This window comes from Bradyrhizobium sp. CB1015, assembly GCF_025200925.1.
Taxonomy (GTDB): Bacteria; Pseudomonadota; Alphaproteobacteria; order Rhizobiales; family Xanthobacteraceae; genus Bradyrhizobium.
Window position 1 is genome coordinate 3693741 of record NZ_CP104174.1, and the last position, 26788, is coordinate 3720528.

At 66.9% G+C, this 26788-nt stretch carries 27 protein-coding genes, 1 pseudogene and 1 riboswitch; of the genes and pseudogenes, 19 read left to right on the forward strand and 9 right to left on the reverse strand.

The window, feature by feature from the left end:
- The first annotated feature begins 70 nt into the window (after positions 1 to 70).
- Positions 71 to 373, forward strand: a complete 303-nt coding sequence (locus N2604_RS16860; RefSeq protein ID WP_260375733.1) for an EthD family reductase — start codon at positions 71 to 73, stop codon at positions 371 to 373.
- Positions 373 to 900, forward strand: coding sequence for a flavin reductase family protein (locus N2604_RS16865; protein WP_260375734.1), 528 nt, complete (start codon positions 373 to 375; stop codon positions 898 to 900). Before N2604_RS16860 ends, N2604_RS16865 begins: the two co-directional genes overlap by 1 nt.
- Positions 901 to 1120: 220 nt before the next feature.
- Here the strand turns inward: N2604_RS16865 and N2604_RS16870 are convergent, their stop codons facing one another.
- A complete protein-coding gene (locus N2604_RS16870) occupies positions 1121 to 2032 on the reverse strand; it encodes an arginase family protein (RefSeq protein ID WP_260375735.1) in 912 nt (303 codons plus the stop codon).
- A 226-nt stretch (positions 2033 to 2258) separates the two neighbouring features.
- Between N2604_RS16870 and N2604_RS16875 the strand changes: the two genes are divergently transcribed.
- Entirely contained in the window at positions 2259 to 3233 is a 975-nt protein-coding gene (locus N2604_RS16875) for a magnesium transporter CorA family protein (protein ID WP_260375736.1), read from the forward strand.
- A gap of 40 nt (positions 3234 to 3273) precedes the next feature.
- On the opposite strand, the gene N2604_RS16880 is transcribed toward N2604_RS16875, so the two are convergent.
- Complete coding sequence (locus N2604_RS16880; protein WP_260375737.1) at positions 3274 to 3900, reverse strand: alpha/beta hydrolase; 627 nt, start codon at positions 3898 to 3900, stop codon at positions 3274 to 3276.
- Positions 3897 to 4835: a ring-cleaving dioxygenase gene (locus N2604_RS16885; protein WP_260375738.1), complete on the reverse strand. Its 939-nt coding sequence runs from the start codon at positions 4833 to 4835 to the stop codon at positions 3897 to 3899. The genes N2604_RS16880 and N2604_RS16885 overlap by 4 nt, the downstream gene beginning before the upstream one ends.
- Before the next feature lie 128 nt (positions 4836 to 4963).
- On the opposite strand from N2604_RS16885, the gene N2604_RS16890 reads away from it, so the two are divergent.
- Both N2604_RS16890 and N2604_RS16895 read left to right on the forward strand, forming a co-directional pair.
- Positions 4964 to 5887 (forward strand): LysR family transcriptional regulator, encoded by a 924-nt coding sequence (locus N2604_RS16890; RefSeq protein WP_260375739.1) that lies wholly within the window; start codon positions 4964 to 4966, stop codon positions 5885 to 5887.
- Positions 5888 to 6238: 351 nt separating this feature from the next.
- Positions 6239 to 6715 carry a hypothetical protein gene (locus tag N2604_RS16895; RefSeq protein ID WP_197946627.1) on the forward strand — a complete coding sequence of 159 codons (477 nt, stop codon included), beginning with the start codon at positions 6239 to 6241 and terminating at the stop codon, positions 6713 to 6715.
- A gap of 421 nt (positions 6716 to 7136) precedes the next feature.
- Here N2604_RS16895 and bluB read toward each other — a convergent pair whose 3' ends face one another.
- Genes bluB through cobU form a run of 3 tightly spaced genes read right to left on the reverse strand, consistent with a single transcriptional unit; the run spans position 7137 to position 9056 of the window.
- Entirely contained in the window at positions 7137 to 7769 is a 633-nt protein-coding gene (gene bluB, locus N2604_RS16900; RefSeq protein ID WP_260375740.1) for a 5,6-dimethylbenzimidazole synthase, read from the reverse strand.
- A gap of 4 nt (positions 7770 to 7773) precedes the next feature.
- Positions 7774 to 8556, reverse strand: coding sequence for an adenosylcobinamide-GDP ribazoletransferase (cobS, locus tag N2604_RS16905; protein WP_260375741.1), 783 nt, complete (start codon positions 8554 to 8556; stop codon positions 7774 to 7776).
- Positions 8553 to 9056 carry a bifunctional adenosylcobinamide kinase/adenosylcobinamide-phosphate guanylyltransferase gene (gene cobU, locus N2604_RS16910; protein ID WP_260375742.1) on the reverse strand — a complete coding sequence of 168 codons (504 nt, stop codon included), beginning with the start codon at positions 9054 to 9056 and terminating at the stop codon, positions 8553 to 8555. The genes cobS and cobU overlap by 4 nt, the downstream gene beginning before the upstream one ends.
- 121 nt (positions 9057 to 9177) lie before the next feature.
- Here cobU and cbiB point away from each other — a divergent pair, with 121 nt between their 5' ends.
- Entirely contained in the window at positions 9178 to 10119 is a 942-nt protein-coding gene (gene cbiB / locus N2604_RS16915; RefSeq protein WP_260375743.1) for an adenosylcobinamide-phosphate synthase CbiB, read from the forward strand.
- 11 nt (positions 10120 to 10130) lie between these two features.
- A pseudogene (gene cobD / locus N2604_RS16920) lies at positions 10131 to 11087 on the forward strand (threonine-phosphate decarboxylase CobD); the annotation flags it as partial.
- Between the two features lie 202 nt (positions 11088 to 11289).
- Here cobD and N2604_RS16925 read toward each other — a convergent pair.
- Positions 11290 to 12738 carry a cobyric acid synthase gene (locus tag N2604_RS16925; RefSeq protein ID WP_260375745.1) on the reverse strand — a complete coding sequence of 483 codons (1449 nt, stop codon included), beginning with the start codon at positions 12736 to 12738 and terminating at the stop codon, positions 11290 to 11292.
- A 7-nt stretch (positions 12739 to 12745) separates the two neighbouring features.
- Positions 12746 to 13381, reverse strand: coding sequence for a cob(I)yrinic acid a,c-diamide adenosyltransferase (gene cobO / locus N2604_RS16930; RefSeq protein ID WP_260375746.1), 636 nt, complete (start codon positions 13379 to 13381; stop codon positions 12746 to 12748).
- A 40-nt stretch (positions 13382 to 13421) separates the two neighbouring features.
- Positions 13422 to 13642, forward strand: a riboswitch (cobalamin riboswitch).
- A gap of 93 nt (positions 13643 to 13735) precedes the next feature.
- Between cobO and N2604_RS16935 the strand changes: the two genes are divergently transcribed.
- Genes N2604_RS16935 through cobJ form a run of 7 tightly spaced genes read left to right on the forward strand, consistent with a single transcriptional unit; the run spans position 13736 to position 21658 of the window.
- Positions 13736 to 14110: a DUF1636 domain-containing protein gene (locus N2604_RS16935; protein ID WP_025035271.1), complete on the forward strand. Its 375-nt coding sequence runs from the start codon at positions 13736 to 13738 to the stop codon at positions 14108 to 14110.
- Positions 14107 to 15156 carry a cobalamin biosynthesis protein CobW gene (cobW, locus tag N2604_RS16940; RefSeq protein ID WP_260375747.1) on the forward strand — a complete coding sequence of 350 codons (1050 nt, stop codon included), beginning with the start codon at positions 14107 to 14109 and terminating at the stop codon, positions 15154 to 15156. The genes N2604_RS16935 and cobW overlap by 4 nt, the downstream gene beginning before the upstream one ends.
- Positions 15156 to 18404, forward strand: coding sequence for a cobaltochelatase subunit CobN (cobN, locus tag N2604_RS16945; RefSeq protein WP_260375748.1), 3249 nt, complete (start codon positions 15156 to 15158; stop codon positions 18402 to 18404). Before cobW ends, cobN begins: the two co-directional genes overlap by 1 nt.
- Complete coding sequence (gene cobG, locus N2604_RS16950; protein ID WP_260375749.1) at positions 18401 to 19564, forward strand: precorrin-3B synthase; 1164 nt, start codon at positions 18401 to 18403, stop codon at positions 19562 to 19564. Before cobN ends, cobG begins: the two co-directional genes overlap by 4 nt.
- Complete coding sequence (locus N2604_RS16955; RefSeq protein WP_260375750.1) at positions 19564 to 20193, forward strand: precorrin-8X methylmutase; 630 nt, start codon at positions 19564 to 19566, stop codon at positions 20191 to 20193. Before cobG ends, N2604_RS16955 begins: the two co-directional genes overlap by 1 nt.
- Positions 20194 to 20195: 2 nt before the next feature.
- Complete coding sequence (locus N2604_RS16960; RefSeq protein WP_260375751.1) at positions 20196 to 20927, forward strand: precorrin-2 C(20)-methyltransferase; 732 nt, start codon at positions 20196 to 20198, stop codon at positions 20925 to 20927.
- Positions 20924 to 21658 (forward strand): precorrin-3B C(17)-methyltransferase, encoded by a 735-nt coding sequence (gene cobJ / locus N2604_RS16965; protein ID WP_260375752.1) that lies wholly within the window; start codon positions 20924 to 20926, stop codon positions 21656 to 21658. The genes N2604_RS16960 and cobJ overlap by 4 nt, the downstream gene beginning before the upstream one ends.
- On the opposite strand, the gene N2604_RS16970 is transcribed toward cobJ, so the two are convergent.
- The gene (locus tag N2604_RS16970) at positions 21634 to 22380 is read right to left on the reverse strand and encodes a cobalt-precorrin-6A reductase (RefSeq protein ID WP_260375753.1); all 747 of its coding nucleotides are present in this window, start codon (positions 22378 to 22380) and stop codon (positions 21634 to 21636) included. The two genes, cobJ and N2604_RS16970, sit on opposite strands and share 25 nt — an antisense overlap.
- Before the next feature lie 10 nt (positions 22381 to 22390).
- Between N2604_RS16970 and cbiE the strand changes: the two genes are divergently transcribed.
- From cbiE to cobA, 5 genes are read left to right on the forward strand one after another with little or no spacing between them, the layout of a single operon-like run.
- Positions 22391 to 23572 carry a precorrin-6y C5,15-methyltransferase (decarboxylating) subunit CbiE gene (cbiE, locus tag N2604_RS16975; RefSeq protein WP_260376238.1) on the forward strand — a complete coding sequence of 394 codons (1182 nt, stop codon included), beginning with the start codon at positions 22391 to 22393 and terminating at the stop codon, positions 23570 to 23572.
- Positions 23569 to 23937: a cobalamin biosynthesis protein gene (locus N2604_RS16980; protein ID WP_260375754.1), complete on the forward strand. Its 369-nt coding sequence runs from the start codon at positions 23569 to 23571 to the stop codon at positions 23935 to 23937. The genes cbiE and N2604_RS16980 overlap by 4 nt, the downstream gene beginning before the upstream one ends.
- A complete protein-coding gene (gene cobM, locus N2604_RS16985) occupies positions 23934 to 24716 on the forward strand; it encodes a precorrin-4 C(11)-methyltransferase (protein ID WP_260375755.1) in 783 nt (260 codons plus the stop codon). The genes N2604_RS16980 and cobM overlap by 4 nt, the downstream gene beginning before the upstream one ends.
- Positions 24716 to 26026, forward strand: a complete 1311-nt coding sequence (locus tag N2604_RS16990) for a cobyrinate a,c-diamide synthase (RefSeq protein ID WP_260375756.1) — start codon at positions 24716 to 24718, stop codon at positions 26024 to 26026. Before cobM ends, N2604_RS16990 begins: the two co-directional genes overlap by 1 nt.
- Positions 26023 to 26754 (forward strand): uroporphyrinogen-III C-methyltransferase, encoded by a 732-nt coding sequence (gene cobA / locus N2604_RS16995; RefSeq protein WP_260375757.1) that lies wholly within the window; start codon positions 26023 to 26025, stop codon positions 26752 to 26754. The genes N2604_RS16990 and cobA overlap by 4 nt, the downstream gene beginning before the upstream one ends.
- Positions 26755 to 26788 lie beyond the last annotated feature (34 nt).

Sequence of the window (26788 nt, forward strand, 5' to 3'; positions counted from 1 at the left end):
CAGCGAACCACCCTACGGAATCAGTCCCGCTCCCGGACGGTTGGCTGAGCCGTGTCTGAGAGGAACACCAATGCATTGCCTGACCGTTCTCTACCCGACGCCCGACGATCCATCGGCCTTCAGGGCCTATTACGTCGACAAGCACGTACCCCTGGCAGCGACACTGCCCGGTCTGGTGCGTCATCATTACGCTTTCCCCCAACGACTCGGACCAGGGGAGGCGCCTTTCTGCATCTTCCAGGGATTCTTCCCGGACGCTGCTGCGATGGAGGCGGCGCTCGGCTCAAGCATCGGCCGGAAGGTCGCAGCCGACGTGCCGAATTATTCTCCCAAGGGAGGGACACTCTGCCATTTCACGATCGAAGGGGCGTAATGGGCCATCATGCCGAACCGGCCGGTTTTCGGACAGCGGCATCGCGGTTCGCGACGGGCATTACGGTCGTCGCGACCGTCGACCAGGATGGCGCGCCGCTCGGCATGACCGCCAACAGCTTCACGACCATTTCGGCGAATCCGCCAACTGTGCTTGTCTCTCTCATGCACGGGCGGACGTGGCAGGCTGTGGCCAAGTCCGGCGTCTATTCGGTCAATGTCCTGCATGCGGAAGACGCTGCGCTCAGCGCGCACTTTGCTGGAAGGCGTTTGTTGTGCGACGCTCCGCCGCTCGTCCCTCGCCAAGGATTTTTCGTGCTGCCGCAGGCAATCGCGCAGTTCGCCTGCGAGGTGGTCCAATCCATCGATATCGCCGACCACACGCTCTTCATCGGCGAGGTGCGCTGGTGCCGGCACAATGAGGGAACGCCTCTCGCATTCTACGCCAGCCGTCTTCGAAAGGGCGTGGGGATAGAAATTTCCTCCGCGGATAGTGATGCCTATCCCGGTGACGGATGGTGGACTTGAGATCTCGATTGTCGCGCCAGGAGCATTTGAGCGCTTTCACTGCGGCCATCCTTCGAGACGCCCGCTTTGGGCGGTCTCCTCAGGATGAGGATCGGATGCGCGGAAGCAGTTTCAACGGGCACTGATGCTGATGAGCCTCATCCTGAGGAGGCGCGTTAGCGCCGTCTCGAAGGACGAGGCGTGCGCACCGGTCGCCGCCACGATTCATATGCGATAGCAGCTATACCTTCCGCCGCCCAATACAACCCAGCGCATTGCAGATGATCCGCGCGACCGCAATTGCTCCAAGATTCTGCACATCGCGCTCGGGAACGAGTTCGACGACGTCCAGGCCGACGATTCTGGACTTTGCCGCGACACCCCGTATGAGATCGACCACGTCGAAATAGGACAGACCGCCGGGCTGCGGGACGAGCACGCCCGGGATGACCGATGGATCGAGACCGTCGCAATCGATGGTCATCAGGCACTCGCCGTCACCCTCGATCGCGTCGAGCACGCTTGCGATTCCGTGACGCTGGACATGTCTTGCCGTGAAGATCTTCGCGCCCCAGGCCTTTGCATCGTCGAATTCGGCACGACCGGAGCCGCCGATGCCGCGCAAACCGACCTGCACAATGCGCTTGACCCAAGGCAATTCGCTGGCGCGCCGCATCGTGCTGGTGAAGGTATAGCCGGATCCGTTTCGCTGATCGCGCCAATCAAGATGGGCGTCGATCTGCACGATGGTCAGTCCCCTGCTGTCATGGAACGCCTCGAAGAAAGGGATCGGGACGGAGTCATCGCCGCCCAGGAGGATCGGAACGGCGTCAACCGAAAGAACGGCTTGCGTGGCTGCTCTGATCGCATCACGGTTGCTCTCCGGCGTCATTGGGTCGGTCGGCACGTTTCCACCGTCCAAGACCCTCATTTTGCTCGGATCGAGCAGCTCGGCTTCCTGGTCAAAATCCCAACGGGTGAGATCGCTCTCATAGTGACGCAGCGCGCGACGGATGACGTCCGGCGCCTTTGCGGCATGGCTGGTCTGACCTGCAAGGTACGGGGTGGCATCCGGAGCGCCGAACAGGATCGCGTCGGCCGCCGGCAGCGCGGTGGTCAAGTCGCAGGCCTCAACACCCAGGAAAGTCGTCATGTCGGGATGCACTACACGTATCCATGGATCACCCGCGCGTCCGTTCAACGTGCATCGCTCGGCCGTGTTCCGATCGGTATCTCCGATGCCCGCTGGAAGCATCGGTGAGGGGGCGTGAATATTGCTGTCACTTGGAGGTCTTGAACGTTTGGAACTCTCATGCGTTAGTCGGCGAGTGAGGGACATGCGCCATCCGGCATGACGATGCGGCCACGGAGTTCGTTTCTTGCTTAGACTTTACAGGTGGCCGTCCGACGACTGGCACGGCATCGGCGCGGAAATGCCCTCGGAGATCATCTGGGCCGATCTCCTGAACGGCACCGACGAGGAAAAGCAGTTCGTCGAGCGGTTGCTCGGCATCCGCATTCCCTCGGAAGACTCGCTCAGCGAGATCGAGGCGTCGAGCCGCCTGATCTTCGACCGCGGCACGCTCTATCTCAGCTCGCCGGCGGTGCGGGTCACCGAGGCCAACGAGGCCGAGATCACGCCGGTGGGCTTCGTCATCGGTCCGCACGTGCTGGTCACGGTACGCTTTGCAGAGCTGCCGATCTTCGACGACATCGGCAAGCGCGTCGGCTCCGACGAGAGCCTGGAGAACGGCATGTGCGTGTTCGTCAGCCTGCTCGAGGCCATGATCGACCGCGGTGCCGATGTCCTGGAGCATCTCGGCAGCAAGGTCGATCAGCTTTCGCGCGGTGTCTTCAAGGGCGGGCTGGTGCGCAGCCAGCGCCCGGTGCGCTCCAGCCGCAGGATGCGCGAGGCCCTGGAGAATGTCGGCGAGCTGGCCGACCGGCTCGCCAAGGCGCGCGATGTCCTGCTAGGGGTGGGCCGCATCGCCGCATTTGCCGGCGACGTCGGCAGCGAATGGATCACGGCGTCGTCGAAGAAGCGCCTCGAGGCCGTGTCCAAGGACGTCGTCTCGCTCAGCGATTACGAGACGCGACTATCGGACAAGATCCAGCTGCTGCTCGATGCCGTGCTCGGCTTCATCAACATCCAACAGAACGAGCTGTTCAAGATCCTGACGATCGTGTCGGTCGTCGGGGTGCCGCCGACGATCATGGTCGGCATTTGGGGCATGAACTTCAAGCACATGCCCGAATTGGACTGGAGCTTCGGTTATCCGCTGGCGTGGCTCGCGGTCATCGCCAGCGGCGTGCTGCCACTGATCTGGTTCAAGCGGCGCGGCTGGTTCGAGTGATGGCAGCGGCGCATCGTTCTAACGGTGCGCCGCTGATAGATCATGCGGCCTTGGCGTCGGCCTTGCTGATCCAGTCGCGGGCGAGCGTCACGTCAGCTTGTGACAATTGATGGCCCGCCGGCAGGACCTTGTGGGTGACGCTCGCACCTGCTTGCGACAGCAGCGCGGCGAGCCGTGCCGAATTGCTCGCCGGCACGATTGGGTCGGCCTGGCCGGACAACAGCAGCACCGGCTTGCCGCCGAGCGCAGCCTTGGGCGGATCCGACAACGGCACCATCGCGCGCAGCAGGATCGCGCCGGCAAGCGCCTCCGGCTGCAGCAGCAACAGCGCGGCGGCGATGTTGGCGCCGTTGGAGAACCCGACTGCGATCGGCGCGGCGAGGCTGTAGCGTTGCCGCGCCTCCGCGACGAACTCGCCGAGCTCGCGCGCGCGGCGGCGTACGTCCTCCTCGTCGAACACGCCCTCGGCGAGGCGGCGGAAGAAGCGCGGCATGCCGTGCTCGAGCACGCTGCCGCGCGGCGAGAGCAGGGCAGAGCCGGGCGAGATCGCCTTGCCGAGGCCGAGCAGGTCGTTTTCGTCGCCGCCGGTGCCGTGCAACAGCAGCAGCGGGGGAGAGCCCGCGCGGGTCGCGGGCTCGAAACGATGGATGAATGCAGTCTCGGTCATGACGCGGTCTCTTCCAGGCTAGGCAGAACGCCCTCGATCTGCTCGCGGTGCGGTTCGAGGAAGGCAGGCAGTTTCAGGTCACGGCCGAGGCTCGCCACGGGCTCGTCGACGGCGAAGCCGGGGACATCGGTCGCGATCTCGAACAGCACGCCGCCGGGCTCACGGAAGTAGATCGAGCGGAAGTAATTGCGGTCGCGCTGCTCGGTCGGGTGCAGGCCGTGATTGCTCACGAGCCTCTCGGCCATCTTGCCCTGCTCGGCATCGTCGGCCGCACGGAAGGCGATGTGGTGCACCGAGCCGCCGCCCTGGTGACCGCGCAGAAAGCCCTTGGCTTCGTAGATGTCGACGACGCTGCCTTCGGCATCGCCCGGTGCCTTGAAGCGGATCACCGAGCCCTCGCGTCCTGTCTCCTTGAAGCCGAACACGTCGGTGAGGACGGCCGCCGTCTTCGCCGCGCTGTCGAGCAGCAGGGTCACGCCGTGGAAGCCGCGGATCGCGTGCTCGGCCGGCACCTCGCCATTGCTCCAGCCCGGCTCGTTCTCGGCACCTGATACCCCGACCAGCGCGAGCGCCATGCCATCGGGATCGGTGAACGGCAGCACGGACTCGCCAAAACGCTTCTCCAGCGCCTCATACGCGATGCCCTTCTCGGTGAAGCGCTGGGTCCAGTAGCCGAGCGAGCGCTGCGGCACGCGGAAGGCGGTCTGATGGGTCTCGCCGACACCGCGGCGCCCGGCCGACACGCCTGCCCACGGAAAGAAGGTCAGGATGGTGCCGGGGCGGCCGGTCTCGTCGCCATAATAGAAGTGGTAGGTGCCGGGATCGTCGAAATTGACCGTCTTCTTGACGAAGCGCAGGCCGAGATCCCGCGTGTAGAAGCCGAAATTGCGGATGGGATCGCCGGCAATCGCGGTGACATGGTGCAGTCCAGACATTGTCGTCCTCCAGATTCGGGGAGCGGTCTTGCTCTGGCCGGAAATATCGTTCCGCTTTGGATTGGAGACAATCCATGCAAATATGACGGCTATGTCTACGATTTGGAAACAATCGGCGGGACGGTCTCTTGGATAAGCTTGGCAGCCTCCGGGCCTTCGTCAAAGTGGTCGAAAGCGGCAGCTTTGCCGAGGCCGGCCGGCAGCTGCGGCTGTCACGCTCGGCGATCAGCAAGTACATCGCCGACCTCGAGGAGAGCCTTGGCGTCCAGCTCTTGAACCGCACCACAAGGCACGCCAGCCCGACCGAGGACGGCCAGCGCTATTTCGAGCGCGCGGTCGTGATCCTCTCGGAGATCGAGGCGGCCGACCAGGCGGTAACGCAGGCGCAATCGGCGCCGCGCGGCCTGCTTCGCGTCAATGCGCCGATGTCGTTCGGCACGATGCGGCTCGGGCCGGTGCTTGCCGATTTCATGGCGCGTTACCCGGAGCTTCAGCTCCAGATCGTGCTCAGCGACGATCTGCTCGATCCCGTGCAGGACGGCTTTGACGTGACCTTGCGGATCGCGGAGTTGGAATCCTCCAGCCTGATCGCGCGCAAGATCATGCCGGTGGCGCGCATGATCTGTGCGTCGCCGGATTATCTCGCGCGGCACGGCACGCCAAAGCATCCGCAGGATCTGCGCGAGCATGCTTCTCTGACCTACGGGTTCCTGCTCACGGGCAATCAGTGGAAGCTCACAGGCAGGGACGGCGATCACTGGATCCAGCCGGCCTGGTCGCTCTGCGTCAACAATGCCGAGGTGCTGCGCGATGTCGCGATCAAGGGCAGGGGCCTGGCGCTGCTGCCGGAGTTCATTGCGGCCGATGCGTTACGGAAAGGCGAGCTGCGCACGGTGCTGGACAGCTATTCTGCGCCGCCGCTAGCGCTCTATGCGGTCTATCCGCCGACGCGGCACCTGTCAGTGAAGGTGCGGCTGTTCATCGATTTCCTGGTCGAGCGGTTTGGGCGCGACGTGGACGAAGCCGCCGGGCGCAGGGCGACGACCCGCTAGAGGGAAGAGGTCAGTGATCTTGCCGCAAAGCGCGAGCCAGGTCGAGCTTGGGCCAGATGCCGAGGAGCGCCTTGGAAGCAGGTTTTGGCCAGCTCGATCAGATCGCCGATATCGACCTAACGAGAAATCCCAGATGGCTGGACACAATTATACCGCAGTCGAAACCTGAACTTTCTTCCGTTCGCTCGGACTCATACTTGCGTCCCGGCTTCGCGCCTTAGGACCAGAGAGCTTCAGTCGCTGCCGGGGCGTCGCCGAGGGCTCTCTTGCATGCCGCAGCGACAAGCGGCGGCACGATGTGTGGCTCGCCGGCACTTCTCGACTTGATTTCAACAAGCGAAGGAGGAGCCTATGCGGAAGTCTCTCACCTTTTTCCTTTCCGGCCTGGCATTGGCCGTCGCGGCGTCACCCGCCGTAGCCGGCGAGCGGGTGCTTGAGTTCAAGCTGATCACGAAGCCGATCGACCTCAAGGTCATCGAGGCCGCAAACGTCGAGGGACAGACGGTTGTGTCTGGTAAGTTCTTTGGAGTTGCCGTCTTCAGCGATGGCCGTATCGGAGTGAAAGAGTTCGTGAATACCTCGGACCTGCTTAAAGGGTCGGGTCCCTTCTTCGGCTATAGCACTTACACGTTCGAGGAGGGCTCGATCACGGCGCGCTACACTGGTTCGGCCAAAGACGGCAAATCCACGGGCGAATACACCATCCTGTCGGGCACAGGTGCTTATGCGAACGCCACGGGTACGGGAACAATCGAAAGCGCGCCGAACCCGTTCAAAGGCGTCAACCTGCTAAATATAAAGCTCGTCGTCAAAACCTCAGGCTCGTGAACAGCGAATGCTACCAGGTCCCGCACAAAGGCAGTTGATCCCTTTGCGCGGCGCGTTGGCCCGGTCGGAAACACATTGCCGGCCGGGCAACCTGCTGAAGAAGGGCTGGGAGCCGTGAGATTGATCTTCCCGCTTGGCCAACCGACTGGGAGCTGCTGGAGCTTGTCGATTTGCGCGTTGCGCCGAGCGCGATCCATCCCGCGGCCGATGCAGTCGCGAGACGAATGAAGCCGCGGCGATTGATCGCCGAGGAAACGAAAGATCGCCCCGTCATGGACTACGTTGCACGATCGCCTTGCCTTGCTCGATGTTTAGCGCGGAAGCGGGTGCCCACAATCGACCAAAGGCGCATGTGAATGTTCGTTCGCAGGCTTTCGATCCGGCGCCCGGCGGCCGGTCGCGTTACCGTTCGAATGCCAGCCTAGCGCCGCAGCGTGAACGCGTCGGCGCTTCGCCGGTGCTCCCATTTCGCCTGCTCCAGCTCGGGCCGGTCGCACTCGACCTCGGGATAGCCGACGCAGAGATAGGCGATGAATTTCCACGATGGCGGCACATCGAGGATGGAATGAATGCGATCCGGATTGAGGATCGACACCCAGCCGATGCCGATGCCCTCGGCACGTGCGGCGAGCCACATCGCGGTGATCGCGGCGACCACGGAATATTCCGTCGTTTCAGGCATGGTCGCGCGGCCGAGGCCGTGACCGATGTCGCTGGCCTTGTCGGCGAACACGGCGAGATGGCCGGGCGCCTGTTCGAGGCCCGACAGTTTCAGCGTGGCATAGCGCGCCGCGCGCTCGCCGGAATAGCAATTGAGCGCATCGGCGTTGCACGCCTTGAAATCGTCCGTGATCGCCCGGCGCCGCGCGGCATCATCGACGATGACGAAGCGCCAGGGCTGGCTGAGGCCGACCGAGGGCGAGAGGCAGGCGGTCTCGATCAGGCGATCGATCGCACCCTCGGGCAATGGATCGCTGCGGAAGCGGCGCACGTCGCGGCGCCACACGAACAGCTCGCGCAAGTGCTGGCGGAAGGTATCGTCGAACTCGACCATGAGGTCATCGCCCCATCTGGAAGGACGCGGCCACCAGCAGGATCAGGATCTCGCCCGTCTGCTCGAACGCGCCGAGGATGTCGCCGGTCTGCCCGCCGATCTGGCGGACGGCAAGCCGCGCCAGCATCAGGCCGGCAAGCGACAGCAGGATCAGGCCGACCAGCGCCTTGCCCGGCCCCAACGCCAGGGCAAGCGCGAGCGTTCCAAGCGCGAAGGCGATCGCCACGCTGCGGCCGGGTGGCGCCCCGGCGCTGGCCGACAGCCCATCAGGCCGCGCCGGCGGGACCAGCGACATGAAGGCCGGCACGCCGGCGCGGGCAGCAGCGTGCGCCGCGCACAGTGCGAGCATGACGGCCCATGGATTTGCGATCGTCGCAAGCGCGCTCCAGCGCAGTCCGAACGACAGGATGAGTGCGCAAGTCCCATAGCTCCCGATCCGGCTGTCGCGCATGATCTCGAGCTTGCGCTCGCGCGTGCGGCCGCCGCCGAGCCCGTCCGCCGTGTCGGCAAGTCCGTCCTCGTGCAGCGCGCCGGTGATGAGGGCCGTCGTGGCCAGCACGAGCAGGGCGGCAAGACTCGGCGTCAGTCCGAAGCGAATGGCGATCTTGTAAGTGAGGGCGCCGGCGATGCCGACCAGCAGTCCCGCGACCGGCAGCGCCCACGTTGCCCGCGCAACGGCGCCGTCTCCCACAGGCTTCGAGGATGCCACCGGGAGGATCGTCACGAACGATGTCGCCATCCTGAGATCGGCGAAGATGTCTTTGAGGTGCTCGGCGCGCGGAGTCATTTCAGCTTCATCGGCAGGCCGGCGACGACGAACTCGACCTCGTCGGCGACGCCAGCAATGATCTGGTTCATGATCCCGGCGGCGTCGCGGAAGCTGCGCGCCAGCGCATTGTCGGGCACGATGCCGAGCCCGACCTCGTTGGTGACGAGGACGACGGGGCTGTTGAGACGGGGCAGGGCATCGGCGAGCTCTCTCACGTCGCGCTCCCAGTCGCGCGCCGCATGCACCAGATTGGAGAGCCACAGCGTCAGGCAGTCCACCAGCCTCGCGCCGTCGCCATCGGTCGAGAGCAGCGCGGACACGAGATCGAGCGGCACCTCGCGCTCGATCCAATCGGTTCCGCGCCGGGCGCGATGTCTTGCGATGCGTTCCTGCATTTCGCCATCGAGCGCTTCGGCCGTCGCGAGGTAGACGGGCTGGCCGGGAAAGCTGCGCGCGCGCGCTTCCGCCCGGGTGCTCTTGCCCGATCGCGCCCCGCCGGTAATCAGAATGACGGCCATGATGGTCTCCTGCCGTCAGCACTAATCATCAAACGCGGCCAAAGACAAAGCCGAAATCCGGCGGCGAGGGGCTTGCGCTCGGCCGCCGTCTTGCGCAACAGGGGCGGGACAGGAGACCGATGTGGACTTTGCGGGCGCGATGGTGGTGGCGATGGCGGTGGATGCCCTTCTGGGCTGGCCGGCGTGGCTGTTCGCGCGGATCGGCCATCCCGTCACCTGGCTGGGCGGGCTGATTGCCGCCATCGACACCGCCTGGAATCGCGCGTCCGATCCGCCGGCTTTGCGTCGAGCCGCCGGCGTCGCCGGCGCGCTTGCGGTGTTCGCGCTCTCCGCTGCGCTCGGTTGGGCGCTGCAATCACTGCTTCCTTCGGGTTGGGTCCAGATCGTGCTGATTGGCATCCTGGCCTGGCCATTGGTCGCGCTGCGCTCGCTGCATGATCATGTGGCTGCCGTGGCCACGCCCTTGCTGGACGGCGACGTCGCCGCCGCGCGCGATGCGGTCTCACGCATCGTCGGCCGCGATCCCGCAAGCCTCGATGACGCCGGCATCGCGCGCGCGGCGATCGAGAGCCTTGCGGAGAACGCCTCCGACGGCATTGTCGCGCCGGTGTTCTGGGGCGCGCTGTTGGGCTTGCCCGGTATCCTCGGCTACAAGGCGATCAACACGCTGGACTCCATGATCGGCCACCGCAGCGAACGCCACGAAGCCTTTGGCTGGGCGGCAGCGCGCATCGACGATGTCGCCAATTTCATCCCGGCGCGGCTGACCGGATTTCTCTTCGTGCTGCTGGCACCGCAGCGGTCGGAAGCATTGGCCTGCATGACGCACGATGCGCGCCGTCATCGTTCGCCCAATGCCGGCTGGCCGGAAGCGGCCATGGCGGGCGGACTCGGCGTGCGGCTCAGCGGTCCCCGCATCTATCATGGCAGCGTTAGCAACGAGCCCTGGCTGAACGACGGCGCGCGCGATCCGCGCGCCGCCGACATTGCGAAGGCGCTGACCGTCTACCGTCGCGCCATGCTGCTGGTCGCAGGCCTGCTTGCGATCCTGGCCTTGGCGTGAAAGAACGGGGCATGCGCGAGCACGGTGGAAACCTCGATATGGCCCAGCAGCGGTTTGGCGGCCGGGCGGAGGATTGGATCGACCTGTCGACCGGGATCAACCGGCAGCCTTATCCGGTGGGCGAGGTGAGCGCGCGCGCGTGGAGCGCGCTGCCGTCGCGCGCCGAGATCGAGGCCCTGCATCGGGCCGCGCAGCAAGCCTATCGCACGAGCGCGTCCATTGTCGCGATGGGCGGTGCGCAAGCCGCCATTCAATTGCTACCGCAGCTCGCGGCGCCCGGGCGCGCGCGCATCCTCGCGCCGACCTACAATGAATATGCCGGCGTCCTGTCAGCCGCGGGCTGGGATGTAAAGGAGGCTGCGGAGCTCGATGCGCTCGCGGGTGCGGACCTCGCCATCGTCGTCAATCCGAACAATCCCGATGGGCGATGCCATTCGCGCAAGGATCTGCTCGCGCTGCTGCCGCGCGTCGGCCGTCTCGTCATCGACGAGAGCTTTGTCGATGCCGATCCGCAATTGTCGCTTGCACCCGAAGCGGATCGACCGGGACTGTTGATCCTGCGGTCGTTCGGAAAGTTCTATGGGTTGGCCGGCCTGCGGCTTGGCTTCGCAATGGGCCATGCGCCCGACGTCGAGAGGCTTGCCGTGATGTCAGGTCCGTGGCCTGTTTCGGGCGCGGCGATCGAAATCGGCTGTCGTGCCTTGCGCGATGAGGCCTGGGCGGAGGCGACGTCGGCGCGGCTCGCGCGCGACTGTGTCCGCCTCGACGAGATGGCACGAGCGCAGGGGTGGCGGCTTGTCGGCGGCGCGTCACTCTTTCGTCTCTACCAGACGCCGGATGCGCTTGCTGCGCAGGAGATGCTCGCGCGCAGGCAAGTCTGGTCCCGCGTCTTCGCGCAACAGCCGACATGGCTGCGCCTCGGCCTTCCCGGCAGCGAAGCCGAATGGACGCGCCTTGCAAAGGTCCTGGAGCATGGTGATCATGAGTTCGATCGTCGCCACGACGAAGGTGCGCTCCCTCTCCCGCTTGCGGGAGAGGGTCGGGGAGAGGGTGTCTCCGCAACGGGACAATCCCCAAGCGGAGAAAGCCCTCACTCGGCTCTTCGCGCCGACCTCTCCCGCAAGCGGGAGAGGTGAACCAGCCGCGGTGATCGGTCAACTAATGCCATCTCTAGCGCGCTAGAGCGAGCAGGCCTTCGACGTCGAGATGGGTTTCGATGTGATCGGCCAGCGCCTCGAGCGCGCTTTCGACCCGGTCGTGATAAGGCTCGTCGCCCGCGGGAATGCCGAGCTTGGCGAGGTAGGCCCTGCGGAAATCATCCGACGTGAACAGGCCGTGCAGATAGCTGCCCTGCACACGTCCGTCGCGCGAGATGGCGCCTTCGGGCTTGCCGTCCAGCTTCGCGAAGGGACGGGCGCGATCCGGGCCGTCGGTTCGCCCGATGTGGATCTCGTAGGCCTGGATCGGCTGATCCGTCGCCGCGTGCACGGCCGCAACACGCGTGAGCGTTTTTTGCGGGCTCATTACCGTCTCGACATCGAGAAGTCCGAGGCCCGGCGTGTCGCCCGCGGATCCCTCGATGCCTTCGGGGTCGGCGACGCTGCGTCCCAGCATCTGATAGCCGCCGCAGAGGCCGAGCACATGGCCGCCCCTGCGGTGGTGCGCGAGCAGGTCGATGTCCCAGCCCTGCGCGCGCAGGAAGGCGAGATCGCCGCGCGTGGATTTGGAGCCGGGAATGATGACGAGGCGCACGTCGCCCGGGATCGCTTCCCCCGGCCGCACCATCACGAGATCGACACCCGGCTCGAGCTTGAGCGGATCGAGATCGTCGAAGTTGGCGATCCGCGACAGTGCGAGACAGGCGATCTTGCATTGGCCGGGCTTGCGCGCGTCGCGCAGGCCCAGCGCATCCTCGGCCGGCAGCTCGCCGGCACGCGTGAACCAGGGCAGCACGCCGAGGCCGCGCCATGCAGTCTTTTGCTCGATCAGCCTGTAGCCGTCGTCGAACAGGGTGGGATCGCCGCGGAACTTGTTGATGACGAAGCCGGAGATCATCGCGGCATCGTCGGGGTCGATCACCGTCTTGATGCCGACCAATTGGGCGATGACGCCGCCACGGTCGATGTCGCCGACCAGCACGACGGGCACGTCCGCCTTGCGGGCGAAGCCCATATTGGCGATGTCGGACTTGCGCAAATTCACCTCGGCCGGACTGCCGGCGCCTTCGACCAGCACCAGATCGGCCCGCGCCTTCAAGCGTTCGAAGCTCTCCAGCACCGCGCCCATCAGCGACGGCTTCATCGCCGCGTATTCGCGCGCGCGTGCGGTCGCGATGCGCTTGCCATGGACCACGACTTGCGCGCCGACATCGGTCTCGGGCTTGAGCAGCACCGGGTTCATGTCGGTGTGCGGCTCGACGCCGGCGGCAAGCGCCTGCATCGCCTGGGCACGGCCGATCTCGCCGCCGTCGACGGTCACGGCGGCGTTGTTCGACATGTTCTGCGGCTTGAACGGCAGCACGCGCAGGCCGCGCCGCGTGAAGGCGCGCGCAAGGCCGGCGACGATGAGCGACTTGCCCACGTCCGAGCCCGCCCCCTGGATCATCAATGCGCGTGCCATCGTGCCTTCAGAACTCGACGCCGGCCTGCGCCTTGATGCCGGAACGGAACGGGTGCTTCACCAGCGTCATCTCGGTGACGAGGTCGGCGATCTCGATCAGCTCGTCCTTGGCGTTACGGCCGGTGAGCACGACATGCGTCATCGGTGGCTTCTGCGTCGTCAGGAAGTCGACGACTTCCGCGACGTCGAGATAATCGTAGCGGAGCGCGATGTTGATCTCGTCGAGCACGACCATGCGCAAGTTCGCGTCAAGGATCAGCTCCTTGGCTTTCTCCCAGCCGGCGCGTGCGGCGGCGATGTCGCGGGCACGGTCCTGCGTCTCCCAGGTGAAACCTTCGCCCATCGCGTGGAACTGACAGAGATCGCCGAAATGGCCGGTGAGCAGGCGCCGTTCGCCGGTATCCCAGGCGCCCTTGATGAATTGCACCACCGCGCAAGGGAAGCCATGCGCGACGCAACGGACGATCATGCCGAAGGCCGAGGAGGATTTTCCCTTGCCGGCGCCGGTATGGACGATGATCAGGCCCTTTTCGCCGCTCTTGGTCGCCATGATCTTGTCGCGGGCGGCCTTCTTCTTCGCCATTTTCTGGGCGTGCCGGGCGTCGGTTTGCTCGGCTGTTTGGGTATCCGGTTCAGACGTCATGGGACCCGGTCCTTCGGCTTGACAAGTGGCGGCCACCGGCAAATGGTGGCCCGGCGTTGGTTCCTGTCCTATGACAGGCGAAGAGGGAATGCGATAGGGTCCGAATCGCAAGATCTGGATCCAAACTGCAGCCGCCCCCGCGACCGTGACCGGAGAGATGCCCGAAGCCACTGATTCCTTTTGGAATCGGGAAGGCGGGGATCGAAGGGCCAAAACCCTGCTCCGCAAGCCGGGAGACCTGCCAGCGCGGACGAGTTTTGGACCGGCGGACGGGGTGTTCCGCGACGGGGAAGCGGGCCTTCAGGAGAATGGTCCGTGCGCCTCATCGCCTCCCGCTGTTATCTGGAAGAGGCGATGACCGTCACACTTCATGTCTGCATCACCTGCCGCGCCGGCCAGACGCTTGGCGAGGGCGAGACGACGCCCGGCAAGCGTCTGCATGGCGCGATCCTCGAGGCCGGCGTGCCCGAGGGCGTCAGCGTGGTTCCCGTCGAATGCCTGTCGGCCTGCAGCCAGGGCTGCTCGGTCGCGCTCAGCGCGCCCGGCCGCTGGTCCTATGTCTATGGCCGCTTGTCGGATGCGAATGCGCAGGACGTTGTTGCAGGCGCCGCGGCCTACGCTGCCGCGCCCGATGGAATCGTGCCCTGGCGGAGCCGGCCGGAAATCTTCCGCAAGCAGTCGCTTGCCCGCATTCCCCCTATTGCCGTCGTGCCGGAGGCCGCCGAATGAACTCGCTCGCAAAAGTCCCGGTTACGGTGGTCACCGGTTTTCTCGGCTCCGGCAAGACGACGCTGATCCAGCATCTGCTCAGCAATGCCGGCGGCAAGAAGCTCGCGGTGCTCGTCAACGAGTTCGGCAGCGAGGGCGTCGACGGCGAGATCCTGAAGTCCTGCGCCGATGCGAACTGCCCGGAGGAGAACATCGTCGAGCTCGCCAATGGCTGCATCTGCTGCACCGTCGCCGACGATTTTATTCCGACGATGGAGCAGCTCTTGGCGCGGCCGGTGCGGCCCGATCACATCCTGATCGAGACCTCGGGACTGGCATTGCCGAAGCCGCTGCTGAAGGCGTTCGACTGGCCGGAGATCCGTTCGCGCATCACGGTCGACGGCGTGATTGCGCTGGCCGATGCCGAAGCTGTCGCCGCCGGCCGCTTCGCGCCGGATCCGGCTGCGGTCGAAGCGCAGCGCGCGGCGGACGAAAATCTCGATCACGAGACGCCGCTGTCGGAAGTGTTCGAGGACCAGATCGCCTGTGCCGACATCGTGCTGCTGACCAAGGCCGACCTTGCCGGCGCCGCCGGAATCGAAGCCGCAAAGGCCGCGATCACCGCCGAGATGCCGCGCCGCGTGCCGATGCTGACCGTCACCGACGGCGCGATCGATGCGCGCGTCATCCTCGGCCTTGGCGCGGCGGCCGAGAATGATTTCGCCGCGCGGCCCTCGCATCATGATGGCGAGGAGGAGCATGAGCATGATGATTTCGCCTCCGTCGTGATCGATCTTCCGGAGGTGGCCGATATCGAGGCGCTGGTCGCATCGGTGCAGAAGCTGGCGCGCGAGCAGAACGTGCTGCGGGCCAAGGGCTATATCGCGGTCGCGGGCAAGCCGATGCGCCTGTTGCTGCAGGCGGTCGGCGAGCGCGTGCGCCACCAGTTCGACAAGCCCTGGGGCGCGGGTCTCAGGCAGTCAAAACTCGTCGTGATCGGCGAGCATGGCGATATCGACGAGGCAGCCATCAAGGCAGGACTTGCTGTTTCAAGGCTTGGTATCTGATGCACGTCGTCTTCCGCGAGAGCCGCGGTCTCGAGGAGACCGCGACGCCAAGAGACATCGGCCAGGACCCGGCCGATCTCGTGGTGCTCTCGTATTCGGATTCCGACCTTGCCGCGTTCGCGGCCGGCTGGCGGCGTGGACAGGGCAGCCTGCCGTCGCTGCGGCTCGCCAATCTCGCGGAGCTGCGCCATCCGCTGTCGGTCGACACCTACATCGAGCGCACGCTGTCGCAGGCGCGCGGCATATTGGTGCGCCTGATCGGCGGTGAATCCTATTGGCCCTATGGGCTCGCAGCGCTCCAGCAACTCGCGAAGGACCGCAACATCGTGCTCGCCGTGCTGCCGGCGGACGGTCGCGACGACACGCGGCTGGATGCGTACTCGACCCTGCCGGTCTCGACACTGCGTCGGCTCAAGGTGCTCTGCGACACCGGCGGCCCGGTCGCCGCGCAAGCGGCGATTGCGCAGCTGGCGCTGGCCTCAGGGCTCTATGCCGGACCGGTCATCGGGGAGATGGCCGTGCCTGAGATGGGATTCTATGATCCCGCGCGCGGCGTCATTGCCGCGCCGGCGGGCGGCGAGGGCAAGCCGCGTGTGCTCGTGACGTTCTATCGCTCCTATCTCACGGCCGCCGATACGGGACCGGTCGACGCCTTGATTGCGGCGCTGCGCGAGAAGGGATTTGACGCCTGCGGCGCGTTCGTCACCTCGCTGAAGGCGCCAGGCGTTGCCGACTGGCTGCGTGTGCATCTGGCGCAACATCCCGCGGCGGCGATCGTCAATGCGACGGCGTTCTCGGCGCTTGGCGATGACGGTACGACGCCGTTCGATGCCGCGTCCTGTCCGGTATTCCAGGTCGCGCTCTCGACGGCGCGGCGCGAGGATTGGGCGGAATCGTTGCGCGGCCTGTCGCCCGGCGATCTCGCGATGCATGTTGTGCTGCCCGAGGTCGACGGCCGCCTGTTCGCTGGCGTGGTGAGCTTCAAAACGGCCGGTCAGCGCGATCCCGATCTGCAGTTTTCGCATCTGGCGCACAGGCCCGACGAGGAGCGCGTCAACGCCGTTGCCGCGCGCATCGCGGCCTGGCGGCGCCTCGCGGAGAAGCCTATCGGCGAGAAGCGGTTGGCGATCGTGCTCTCGAACTATCCGGGTCGGCGGCACCAGATCGCGCACGCCGTTGGTCTCGATGCGTTGGCGTCGGTCGAGGCGTTGATCTCCGATGTCGCGGAGGTCGGCTTCGACGTTGCGCCGGTCGATGCGCTCGGCGAGAAACTGTTGAAGCAGAGCTCGGCTTGGAACGTCGCCGATTATCGCGCCGAACTCTCGCGTCTTCCGCAATCTCTTCAGGACGATCTCGCGCAGGTCTGGGGCGCGGTGGAGAACGATCCGAGCTGCTGCGACGGCGCGTTCCACTTCGCGGCGATTCAGTGCGGCCGGTCGATCATCGCAGTTCAGCCCGAGCGCGGCGATGCGGCCTCGCGCGATGCCGATTATCACGATCTCGCCCGCACGCCGCGCCACGCCTATGTCGCGTTCTATCTCTGGCTCCGGCAGCAGGGCTGCGATGCTGTCGTGCATATGGGCGCACATGGCACGCTGGAATGGCTGCCCGGGAAATCCGTGGCGCTGTCGCAAGCGTGCTGGCCGGAGGCGCTGATCGGCGATCTCCCTGTCATCTATCCCTTTATCGTCAACGATCCCGGCGAGGCCGCGCAGGCCAAGCGACGCATCGGTGCGGTCACGATCGGCCATCTGCCGCCGCCGCTGGAAACATCTGCGGTGCCGGAAGGTTTGCGTCGGCTCGAACGGCTGCTGGACGAATATTCGACCGCCGACGGTCTCGATCCCGCCCGTCGCCAACGCCTGATCGCGGCGATCCGTGACGAGGCGCGTGCGGCGGGTCTCGAAGACGATCTCGGTCTCGATGCATCGGCCGCACCGGCCGAAGCCATCCCGCGCATCGACCGCTTCGTCTGCGACCTCAAGGAGAGCCAGTTCGGCGACGGCCTGCACGTGTTCGGCCGCGGCGCCTGCGGCGAAGCGGAGCGGGACGCTTTGCGCGCCTCGCTCGCGGGGCAGCGCGTTGCGCCGGGACCATCGGGCTCGCCCTATCGCGGCCGCCAGGACGTGCTGCCGACAGGGCGCAATCTCTTCGCCGTCGACCCGCGTGCGGTGCCGACGCCCTCGGCGCATGCACAGGGGATAAAACTCGCCGAAGAGCTGCTGCGCCGCCACTTGCAGGACCATGGCGACTGGCCGAAGGGCCTCGTCGTCGACCTCTGGGGCTCGGCGACGATGCGCACCGCAGGCGAAGAGTTTGCGATGGCGCTGCATCTGGCCGGCCTCGCACCGCGCTGGGATCATGCGTCCGGCCGCGTCACCGGTTACGACATCGTCGCGCCGGCCGAGCTCGGCCGTCCGCGCATCGACGTCACGTTGCGCGTATCCGGCCTGTTCCGCGATGTCTTCGCGGGTCTCGCGCAATTGTTCGAAGCCGGCGCCGAGGCGCTCGCGGCGCGCGACGAGGAGGGCGATGAGAATCCCTATCGCCACCGCGCGCCCCGCGTGTTCGCGCCGCGGCCCGGACAATACGGCGTCGGCCTCTCGGCAATCCCGGATGCCTTCACGCCGGAGACGCGCGAGGCCGCAGGCGAAGCCTGGCTGTCGGCATCGTCCTGGGCGTTCTCTGCCGATGGCGCGATGCAGCCGGATCGCGCAGGTATCGAACATCGTCTCGCGTCCGCCGACGCTTTTGTCCATGTCCAGGACTTGCCCGAAACCGATCTGTTGATGGCCGCTGACTATGCCGCGCATGAGGCGGGAATCGCAGCGGCAGCCGCGCATCTCGGGGCAGGCGCGCCGTCGCTCTATCACCTCGATGCGACACGGCCCGGCGAGCCGCATGCGCGCACGCTGACGGAAGAGATCTCGCGTGTCGTCCGGGCGCGCGCGGCCAATCCGGCCTGGATCGCCGGCATGATGCGTCACGGCTTTCGCGGCGCCGCCGAGATCACCGCGACGCTGGAGCACATGGCCGCCTTCGCGCATCTCGCCGGCGCCGTGCCGCCGCATCTGTTCGACCTCTATTACGACGCGACGCTCGGCAACGATGCCGTCCGCGCCTTCATGGCGCGCGAAAATTCGGCGGCTCTCGCCGCAATGGAGACCTGCTTCACACGCCTGCACGAAGCCTCGCTCTGGCGAACCCGCCGCAATTCGATTGCGGCGGCGCTGCGGGAGGCCTCATGAGCGCGGCCACGGTCAAGGGTTGGTGTCCCGGCGCGCTGCGCCCGATGCAATCGGGCGACGGGCTCGTGGTGCGTGTACGTCCGTTCGGCGGGCGTCTTGAAGCGCCGCAAATCTCCGGGCTTGCGGAACTCGCCGAGCGCTTCGGTAATGGTCTGATCGACGTCACGAGCCGGGCCAATCTGCAGATCAGGGGCGTGAAGGAGGACGGCCACCGGCCGCTGCTCGATGGTCTTGCGCGACTGGCCCTGCTCGATCCCGATGCCGACATTGAAGCTAGGCGCAACATCCTGGTGACGCCGTTCTGGAGCCGCGGCGACGAAACGCAGTCGCTTGCAGCGGAGCTCGAGAAGGCGCTTGCCGATTCCGGCCTTGCGCTTCCCACCAAGTTCGGCTTCGCCATCGATGACGGGCGGTCGCGCGTTCTCGCCGGCGATTCCGCCGACATCCGCATCGAGCGCGACCGCTCGGGCGGTCTCCTGGTGCGGGCCGACGGCGCCAGGCTCGGCCGCTCCGTCGATCGCGGCCAGGCTGTGAGTGTGGCGCTGGCGCTCGCAAGCTGGTTCATCATCTCCGGCGGTGCGAATGGCGGGCGTGGGCGCATGGCAGCCCACATCGCATCCGGCGCCGTGTTGCCTCAATCGTTGCGCGGCGAGACCGAACCGGCGCCCGTGATGGCCGCGATGCGGCCCGGACACTATCCGCAAGGCGCGATGGTCGGCGTCGCGTTCGGGCAGATGCTGCACGCGACGCTTCATCAGTTCTCCGGTTGCGGCCATGCGCTGCGCATGACCCCGTGGCGGATGGTCCTCAGTGAGGGCAAGCGCGAGATGCCGAGCGGGGCGGGCCTAATCACCGAGCCCTATGACCCGGCGCTGCGCGTCATCGCCTGCAGCGGCGCGCCGCGCTGCCGTGAAGCCCATGCCGATACGCGCGCGCTCGCAGCAGCGCTCGCGCCGCGCATGGCCGCCGATGCACGGCTCCACGTCTCTGGCTGTGGCAAGGGCTGCGCCCATTCCGGCAACTCTGCGGTCACGCTGATTGCGACGCGCGCCGGGTTCGATCTCGTCCGCGACGGCTCGACCCGCGACGCGCCGGTCCTGCGCGGGCTGAATGGCGCGGATATCGTCAGCGATCCCTCCATCCTGGTCGGAGGAAACTGATGCCGCACACTTACGAGACCGACGGTGCAGCGATCTACCGGCAATCTTTCGCGACCATCCGGGCCGAGGCCGATCTTGCGCGCTTCACGCCGGACGAGGAGCAGGTGGTGGTGCGGATGATCCATGCCGCCGGCATGGTCGGCCTGGAAGCGCATATCCGCTTCACGCCTGATATGGCGAAAGCCGCGCGCGCGGCCTTGCAGAAGGGCGCGCCGATCCTGTGCGACGCGCGCATGGTCTTGGAAGGCATTACGCGCGCGCGATTGCCCGCGGCCAATGCCGTGATCTGCACTCTCGGCGACCCCGCCGTGCCCGCCCTGTCGCAGTCCATGCGCAACACGCGCTCGGCCGCGGCGCTGGAACTGTGGCGGCCGCATCTTGCTGGCGCGATCGTCGCGATCGGCAATGCACCGACCGCGCTGTTTCATCTGCTCAACATGCTGGAGGATCGCGACTGCCCGCGGCCGGCGGCGATCATCGGCTGTCCCGTCGGCTTCGTCGGCGCGGCCGAGTCCAAGGCCGCGCTGATGGCCGATCCGCCGGCACCTGCACTGACCGTCGAAGGCCGCCTCGGCGGCTCCGCCATCACGGTGGCTGCTGTGAACGCGCTGGCGAGCCGGAGCGAATAGCCATGGGACGCATCATCTGCTGCGGTCTCGGCCCCGGCGATCCTGATCTGATGAGCGTGCGCGCCGATCGTACCGTGCGTGCCGCACAACACGTCGCCTATTTCCGCAAGAAGGGCAGGCCGGGTCAGGCGCGCCGCATCGTCGAGGGCATGCTCGCTGCCGGCGTCACCGAATATCCCATGGAATATCCGGTAACGACGGAGATCGCCTTCGACAGCCCTGGATACGTTCAGCTGCTCGCCGGCTTCTACGACGAATGGGCCGAGCGCCTGGCGCGGCTTTCGCGCGCGGTCGACGTCGTCGTGCTCTGCGAGGGCGATCCCTATTTCTACGGATCGTTCATGCATCTGCACGCGCGCCTGCAGGGCCGCGTCGAGATCGAAGTAATTGCTGGTATTCCCGGCATGGTCGGCTGCTGGAATGGCGTCGGACAGCCGATCGCGCTCGGCGACGACGTCACGACGGTGCTGATGGGGACGCTCCCCGAGGCCGAGCTCGAACGTCGCATGCGCGATTCCGATGCGCTGGTCGTCATGAAGACCGGCCGCAATCTCGCAAAGGTGCGCCGCGCGCTCGCAGCCGCCGGGCGGCTGGACGATGCCTGGCTGGTCGAGCGCGGGACCATGCCGGGCGAACGCGTGGTGCGGCTCGCCGAGATCGATGCGGCCGACTGTCCCTATTTCGCGATCGTGCTCGTGCACGGCAAGGGCCGGCATCTGGACGCCGCCGAATGACGGGCACGCTGACCATCGCGGGCCTCGGGCCCGGCAGTGACGCGCTGGTGACGCCGGAGGTCACCGCTGCGTTGGCCGCCGCGACCGACATTCTGGGCTATGCGCCCTATGTCGCGCGTGTGCCGCCGCGAGCTGGGCTCACCCTGCATCCCTCCGACAATCGCGAAGAGCTGCAGCGTGCGAGCGAGGCCTTGCGGCTCGCCGCCGAAGGCAGGCAGGTCGTGGTCGTCTCATCCGGTGATCCCGGCGTGTTCGCGATGGCCTCGGCCGTGTTCGAGGCGCTCGAACGGGCGCCGCAATGGCGGGATCTGCCGATCCGCGTGCTGCCCGGCGTTACCGCGATGCTGGCGGCCGCCGCGCGTGCCGGCGCGCCGCTCGGCCATGATTTCTGCGCGATCAACCTTTCCGACAATCTCAAGCCGTGGGCCGTGATCGAGAAACGCCTCCGCCTCGCGGCGGAAGCCGATTTTGCCATCGCGATGTACAATCCGCGCTCGGCGAGCCGGCCGGAAGGATTCGGCCGGGCGCTGGCGGTGCTTCGCGAGGCGCGCTGCGGCGACCGTCTCGTGATCTTCGCGCGCGCGATCAGCGCGGCTGATGAAAAGATTGAGATAGTGACGCTGAACGAGGCGCAGCCCGAGATGGCTGACATGCGTACGCTGGTGATCCTCGGCAATTCGCAGACGCGCCGCGTCGGCCGTTGGGTCTATGCGCCGAGGCGGGTAGAATGACCGAGCCATTGCATCGCGTCGGTGACGCGCTCGACCCGTCGGCGCTCGGGCAGCTGCGGCCGCGAGATCATGATTACGGGAAGGCCGAGCCTGCGGGCCGCCTGGATCTTGGCGCGTGCGCCGTCGCCGCCGGAATTGCGGGCAACGATCCACGCGATGCCGCGTGTGCGCATCATCGCCAGCTCACTATGAAGCGTGAACGGTCCGCGCGACACGATCACGTCAGCCGCGAAGGGCAGGGGCGCGTCGGGCGGATCGACGAAACGCAGCGTATAACCATGCTGCGGCTTCGACGCGAATGGCGCGATGTGCTGACGGCCGATGGCGAGGAACACGTTTGCCGGCGCCTCGGGCAGCGCGGCGACGGCGGCGTTGACATCCGCCACCTCGATCCAGGTGTCGGCGGACGCCTTGATCCAGGGCGCGCGCTCCAGCGCAAGCAACGGCGTGCCCGTCTCCGTGCAAGCCGCAGCAGCGTTGCGGCTCATTTCCGCGGCGAAGGGATGCGTCGCGTCGATCACGTGGGTGATGCCTTCGCGGCGGATGTAGCCGGCCAGTCCGCTCACGCCGCCAAACCCGCCGATGCGGGTCGGCAGCGGCTGGTCGGCGGGCGCGCGGGTGCGACCGCCGTAGGAATAGACGGCGTCGATGCCGGCGCGCGCGATCTCCGCAGCGAGCAGGCTCGCATCGGCCGTTCCACCCAGAATGAGGGCGCGAATCATGAGTGAGTCCTTGGCTGATCCCTGGCTGACCATCATCGGGATCGGCGAAGATGGCCTTGCCGGGCTGTCCGAAGCAAGCCGAAAGGCGCTTGCCGAGGCCGAAACGGTGTTCGGCGGCGAGCGCCATCTTGCGCTTGCCGAAGTCGGCAGCCGCGGACGTCCGTGGCCGGTGCCTTTCGACGCCAATGTCGTGCTGAGCTGCCGCGGCCGGCCGACAGTGGTGCTCGCCTCCGGCGATCCGTTCTGGCACGGCGCCGGCGCAAGCTTAGCCGAGAAGCTTGATGGCGACGAGTGGATCGCGCACCCGGTGCCGTCGACCTTCTCGCTTGCGGCCGCGCGTTTGGGCTGGCGGCTGGAGGCCACGACGTGCATCGGCCTCCATGCGGCGCCGTTCGAGCGTCTGGTCCCGCATCTGGTGCGAGATGCGCACATCATCTGCCTGATGCGCGACGCAGCGGCGGTCGGCGATCTCGCGAAATGGCTGACCGAGCGCGGATGGGGCGCGTCACTGATGTGGACGCTCGAGGCGCTTGGCGGGCCACGGGAATACACTGACCAGCATCGCGTCGACCTCTTTGCCGAGGAGGTCGCCGCTGATCTGGTCGCCGTGGCGGTGTGGGCGAGGGGAACACAGGGCATTCCCCGCCGCTCGGGCCTGCCGGACGATCTGTTCGTCCACGACGGCCAGATCACCAAGCGGCCTGTGCGCGCGCTCGCGCTTTCGGCGCTGGCGCCTCGGCCCGGTGAGCGGCTGTGGGACATCGGCGCCGGATCGGGATCGATCTCCGTGGAGTGGGCGCTGTGTGGCGGGACGGCGATTGCGGTCGAGGCGCGCGAGGATCGCGTCGCCAACATCCAAAAAAATGCTGCTGCGTTCGGGCTGGCGCATCGAATTACTGTTGTCACGGGGATATCGCCTGGAGCGCTTGCTACGCTGGATGCACCGGATGCCGTGTTCATCGGCGGCGGTCTCGACAACGCGACGTTCGATGCCATCTGGTCGCGGCTAGCGCCAGGAACGCGGCTCGTCGCACATTCGGTCACGCTGGAGACGGAAGCGCTGCTCGGCGAGCTCCATCAGCGCCACGGCGGCGAGCTGATGCGGGTGGAGATTTCGCATGCCGCCCCGCTTGGTCGCTACCGGTCATGGGAGGCAGCGCGCCCCGTGGTGCAGTGGAGTGTGGTGCGATGAAGGTCGCCGGACTCGGCTTCAAGCGCGATGTGACATTGGCTTCGTTGCGCGAAGCGCTGCTCGCTGCCGGCGCTGCGGAAGGGCTTGCGGCGGTGGCGACCGTCAGCGACAAGGCTGACAGCGAGGCGCTGAAGCAACTCGCACGTGAGTGCGGCGTGCCGATCAAGGCCGTTCCCGTCGAAGCGCTGGCTGGCATCGACACGCTCACGCAATCGAAGCTCGTTGCGGAGAAGTTCGGCACCGGATCGGTCGCCGAGGCTGCGGCGCTCGCGGTCGCCGGTCCGCGCGCGCGGTTGATTGCAACGCGGGTTGTCTCGCAGGATCGCACCGCGACCGCCGCGATTGCCGAAGGAGACGGCGCATGACCGTGCATTTCATCGGCGCCGGCCCGGGCGCGCCCGATTTGCTGACGCTGCGGGGCCGCGACCTGATCGCGGCCTGCCCGGTCTGCCTCTATGCCGGCTCGCTGGTGCCGGAGGGCGTGCTGGCGCATTGCCCGCCGGGGGCGCGGATCGTCAACACCGCGCCCATGTCGCTCGACGAGATCATCGCCGAGATCGCCGCCGCGCATGCGGCAGGCCACGACGTCGCGCGGCTGCATTCCGGCGATCTCTCGATCTGGTCGGCGATGGGCGAGCAGCTCCGCCGTTTGCGTGCGCTCCGGATTCCCTACACAGTGACACCCGGCGTTCCCTCATTCTCGGCTGCCGCAGCCGCGCTGGAAGCCGAGCTGACGCTGCCGGGTCTTGCTCAGACGGTCGTGCTGACGCGCACGCCGGGCCGTGCCAGCGCAATGCCCGAAGGCGAGAAGCTTGCCGCATTCGCCGCGACCGGTGCGGTGCTCGCGATACATCTGTCGATCCATCTGCTTGACCCAGTCGTCGCCGAGCTGACGCCGCATTACGGTGCGGATTGCCCGGTCGCGATCGTCTGGCGCGCGAGCTGGCCGGAGCAGCGCATCGTGCGCGCGACGCTGGCAACGCTCGATGCGGCCGTGGGTACCGAGATGGAGCGCACGGCGCTGATCCTGGTCGGCAAGACGCTTGGGGCTGCCGATTTCGACGAGAGCCGCCTCTATGCCGCCGATTACGACCGTCGCTACCGGCCCCTCGGTGCCGAGCCGCGCTTTCCGGAGGCGTCGTGATGCCCGCGAGCCTCGTCATCTCCGCGCCGGCCTCCGGCGTCGGCAAGACCACGCTGACGCTGGCGCTCGCCCGCGCCTGGCGCCATCGCGGCTTCAACGTGCAGTGCTTCAAGAGCGGGCCCGACTACATCGATCCCGCCTTCCACGCCGCCGCCACGGGACGCGCCTCGGTCAACGTCGACAGCTGGGCGATGGATCGCGGCACCATCGCGCATCTCGTCGGCCGCGGTGCCGATGCCGATGTCGTGCTCGCCGAAGGCTCGATGGGCCTGTTCGACGGTGTCGCTGCGCGCGGGGTCTCCGGCACCGGAGCGACCGCCGATATCGCGGAGATGCTGGGCTGGCCGGTGGTTCTGGTGATCGATCCCTCCGGCCAGGCGCAGACTGCGGCAGCGATCGCCGCAGGCCTTCGCGATTACCGCGCCGGCGTGCGCCTGGCCGGCGTCGTGCTCAATCGCGTCGCCAGCCCGCGCCACGAGGATCTGGTGCGGCGCGCGCTGAACGAGGCCGGCATCAAAGTGTTCGGCGCGCTGCCGCGCCACGCCGAGATCAGCCTGCCGAAGCGGCATCTCGGCCTCGTGCAGGCTGAGGAGCAGGCCGAGATCGGCAAGCTGATCGACGAGGCCGCGCGCTTTGTCGCCGAGCACGTCGATCTCGATGCGGTGCTCCACTCGGCAGGCAAATGGTCGCCGCAAGCCGCGGTGAACGGCTTGAACGTGACCCCGCCGGGCCAGCGCATCGCGCTGGCCCGCGATGCGGCGTTCTCGTTCGTCTATCCGCACATGCTGGAAGCCTGGCGCGCGGCGGGCGCCGAGATCGTGCCGTTCTCGCCGCTGACCGACGAAGCGCCCGATGCAAGCGCCGACGTGTGCTGGCTGCCGGGCGGCTATCCCGAGCTTCATGCGGGAAAGATCGCGGCCAATGCGCGCTTTCGTAGCTCCTTGCGCGCTTTCGCCGAGACGCGGCCCGTGCATGGCGAATGCGGAGGCTATATGGTGCTGGGCGCAGGCCTCACCGACGCCGACGGCGTCCGCCATGAGATGACGGGGCTACTCGGCCTGGAGACCAGCTTTGCCAAGCGCCGCATGCATCTCGGCTATCGTCTTGCCGAACTCGCCGCGCCGATGCCCGGGCATCAGCCTGGTGCGCGCCTGCGCGGCCACGAGTTCCACTATTCGACCATCCTCGCGCAACCCGATACGGCGCTCGCGGTCGTGCACGACGCCACCGGCGCGGTCATTGCCGAAACCGGCTCGCGCCGTGGCCATGCCACCGGCACGTTCTTCCATCTGATTGCGGAGGACCGGTGAGCGGTTTTGTCTCTTTCGTGTCCGCCGGCCCCGGCGATCCCGAGCTCCTCACGGTGAAGGGCGCCGCGCGACTGCGCGAGGCCGATGTCGTGCTCTATGACGATCTTGCCTCCGGCGCGATCCTCGATCTCGCGCGGCCCGGCGCCAATCTCGTCGCGGTGGGAAAGCGGGCCGGGCGTCCTTCGACCAAGCAGCACCACGTGAACCGTCTCCTGGTCGACTACGCTGCAACCGGCGCGCGCGTGGTGCGGCTGAAGTCCGGCGATGCCGGCATTTTCAGCCGGCTCGAGGAGGAGCTGGAAACGCTGCGCGAAGCCGGCATCGGCTACGAGATCGTTCCCGGTGTCACATCCGCCTGTGTCGCCGCCGCCCAGGCCGGCATTCCCCTGACCCGCCGGCATACCTCCCGCCGGGTGCAGTTCATCACCGGGGCTGACGTCACCGGCGAGCTGCCGCCGAATTTGAATTGGGCGGCGCTGGCCGATCCCGAGGCCACGACCGTGGTCTATATGGGCCGGCGCACCTTTCCGGCGCTTGCCGCAAAATTGATCGCGCACGGCCTCGCCCCCAGCACCCCGGCGCTGTTCGCCGAATCTCTCGGGCGTCCCGACGAACGGCTGGTCCGCACCACGATTGCCGAGCTCGCCGAGCAGCTTGGCCGCGGCGGCGCCGCTTCCACCGCTGCCGTCATCCTGCTCGGCGCGCTGGCGGGAGAATATCCGGCATGACGGCTCCGGCAGCCGTTCGCCCCTTGACGCCCGC